This is a genomic window from uncultured Capnocytophaga sp. (assembly GCF_937936315.1).
Lineage (GTDB): Bacteria > Bacteroidota > Bacteroidia > Flavobacteriales > Flavobacteriaceae > Capnocytophaga.
Genome location: NZ_CALGWU010000050.1, coordinates 1 through 2,986, shown reverse-complemented (window position 1 = coordinate 2,986; position 2,986 = coordinate 1). Strand labels below are relative to the sequence as shown.

General features: G+C 42.8%; 1 pseudogene. It reads left to right on the top strand.

Annotation, left to right across the window (positions count from 1 at the left end):
* Positions 1 to 2,986, top strand: a pseudogene (locus Q0162_RS09520) (hypothetical protein); the annotation flags it as partial.

Sequence of the window (2,986 nt, the reverse complement as noted above, 5' to 3'; positions counted from 1 at the left end):
GTAGCAGGCTCTGTAAGTGGTGGAGCCAATGCTACTTCGGTATCCCAAGTGGCAGGTAGTCCTCTTAACAAACCTGTGTTTACCCTTGTAGGTACGCCTAACACCGAAGTGGCTTTTACCCTTAAGCGTAAGCTTACTAAGGCTGCTACCGATGCTTTGGCAGGTAGATACCTTACCGATGAGGTGAAAGTAACAGTGGTAGGCGAACCAGAAGAAAAAGAAAAATCTAACCAGTATAGGGTAACGCCTCCAGTAGTTACGGTACAAGGCATCACTCGAGTTGATAATGTCGAAATAGGCGAAAATACAGCTACCTTCGGCATACGTAATACAGGGGTAGGCTATACACATACCATCTTCTTCTCTGTTGATTACCCTGCGGGTATTACTAGCGTACGCTTTACTCCTCCTACTGGGGTCACTTTAGCGCAAGTAGGTACCGTACCTGCTGGTTTTCATAATGCAGGCAAAACTTTGTACAGCCTTACCAAACCGGGGGGCTTTGCTAATAATGAGCTGGTAACTATTACCGAAACCTACAAAGTGGCTAGTTCTCTATGCGCTAAGCAGGTAAAGGCTGGCTACGTGCCTTATTGGGGCTTCTCAGCTACCGAACTATTTGACCAAAATACTAAAGTAGGTAGAGATATAAAAGTAAAGGAATACAAAATTCCTGTAGTAAAACAAATTACCGATTGGAATAAAAGATATTTTGAGTACGGCGCAGGTCTTACAGCTGCTGCCGGACAAAAACTCGGTACTTTCTATACTGCCTTCAAGAACGAAAGTACCGATGGCTCTATCGCCTATGACAACCGAGTGGAAAGGCTAGAGCAAAACAGAAAACACTTCGCTCCCGATAACTTCTATATTATTGCTACCGATGGCACTAAGATTCCGGTACCAACACGTATTTTTGATGGTAATAATACAACTTTTGACTTTCACGATTTGCCAGCTTTAGCCGAGGCTGCTCTTGCTGGCAAAGACATTGGTCTTACCGATGAAGATGGCGATGGCTACCGCGATGACCTTAAACCTGGTGCCGAGGTAAGATTGTGTTTTGATCTGATAGCTACAGGCATTCCTATGGATTGTGGTACTTTCACAATATTCCCTACTTTTAACTATTGGTACGAGAGTGCTTGTGGTAGTACAGGTAAGACAAGAGAAGGCGTAAATACCTATACGCGAAATTTTGGATTTGCCAACAAAACGGCTTTCCCAGTGCAGTTGCTTAAGAACGCTCCTGAAAAAGGCTACTTAGCTCCTGCTATGACTACCGTAACGGCTTACGAGCGTTTCAAAGGTAACCTACGTCTTAATGCTGATAATAATGACCTTCGTTACAATTATCGTATGCAGTTGCCTTCGGGTATTGCTCTCAAAAATGTAGTATTCCACTATACTGACGATTTTACCGATACGAGCGCGCCTACTGTCACTATTCCTGATGTGCCCGCTGGTGGATTGCTAGATTTTACCACCCCCGAAACGCCTCCTGCAGGCATAACGGGTAACAATGTGCGCTTGTGGGGGCATATATCTTTTGATATAGAACTCACCGATTGTACCGGAATGGGTAATGCTACGGCTATTCCGTATACCATTTCGCTAATGAATAGAAACCCAGATGGTACTTTCTTCCAAAAACCTCTAATTTGTAAAAGTGCAAATATAGCTTTAGGCTGTACAGTACCTTGTACAGTAAATGGTCCTGAGATACTTAATGCTAAAGTAGAGCGCGCCGATAACTCTTATGGTTGGACGGATGCTACTATGACCCAACGCGTACAACGTGCTAATATATCTGCAGAGCAACGCCGTAAAGTGTTGCCTTTAGACGATGTAGAATTCTTTGCCGAAGGAAAACAATCGCCTAATGCTGCATCCGATAACCTATTCTATTATACTTCTGTAAAAAAACAAGCAGATTTAGATCCTAAGTTTATCAAAGTAAAAATAGGTACTCACGAAGTTACTTTACTTGCTACTGACCCAGGTGTGGTAACAAATGTTTCCGATGCCAATGGCAACTATTACCGTTGGAATCTTACCGATGCGCTGCCTTCGGGAATTTTAGGCAAAAACCAAACCTTCTCGGTAGTAGCTACCTATCAGGTAAAGAATACAGTACAAACTTATGGCGTAGAGGAGCAATCGGGTATTGCCTCTTATTTCTATACCTTAGCCGATAAAAATGATACCAATATTACCTCCCAAGGATACCACACCAACGCGTTGCGTTGTGGAATAACCTTTGTACCTGTTTTTAATTATGCACATACAGCTACGAAGTATGGCAGTAACGCTTATGGTTTGTCAGGTTGTTATCCTAACTACATAGGGAGCAATCTTATTTACTCAGGTCGTCAACAAGGAGGGGGAAGTAGTTTTTATACTGAAGAATATCGTCCAGGGCGTTTGATTAAGAAGATTGTTATTAAAATGCCTTTGGCGTACAAAATCCTTAGTACCGAATATACCTATATTGCCGAAGCTTCTCAAATTAAGAATGGAGGGGCTCGTCCTAGGTTTATGATTCCTTTAAATAAATGGGTAGAAACTACCGAAGGTGGTTTCCGTGTGTACACCTATACCAATCCTCAGCGAGGCGATGCACTTCATTTGCCTCCAGGGATGCTATGGACAGACTACTCTGAATTTTTGCGTGCTTCAGTACGAGGTTCTTGCAAATCTAAAGATTTCCAGAGAGAAATAACTCCAGGAAGAGAGGCTACAAGTGCTGAAATATCGGCAGCGGGCGAAGTGCTAACAACTAGTGTAGACTATGAGGATTACTACTATCATTATGCGTCAAAATCTACCTCACTGCCTAGCAATCAACAAAAAATAGCGGAAATTAGGTATTCAGGTAAGCCTCAATTACTATTAGGAGCACAAGGTCAAGGCTCTACTATTAGGGCAGATAGGAGTGAGCAACAAACAGTTTTCTCTATCGAGACACGTTACAATACAGCTCCTA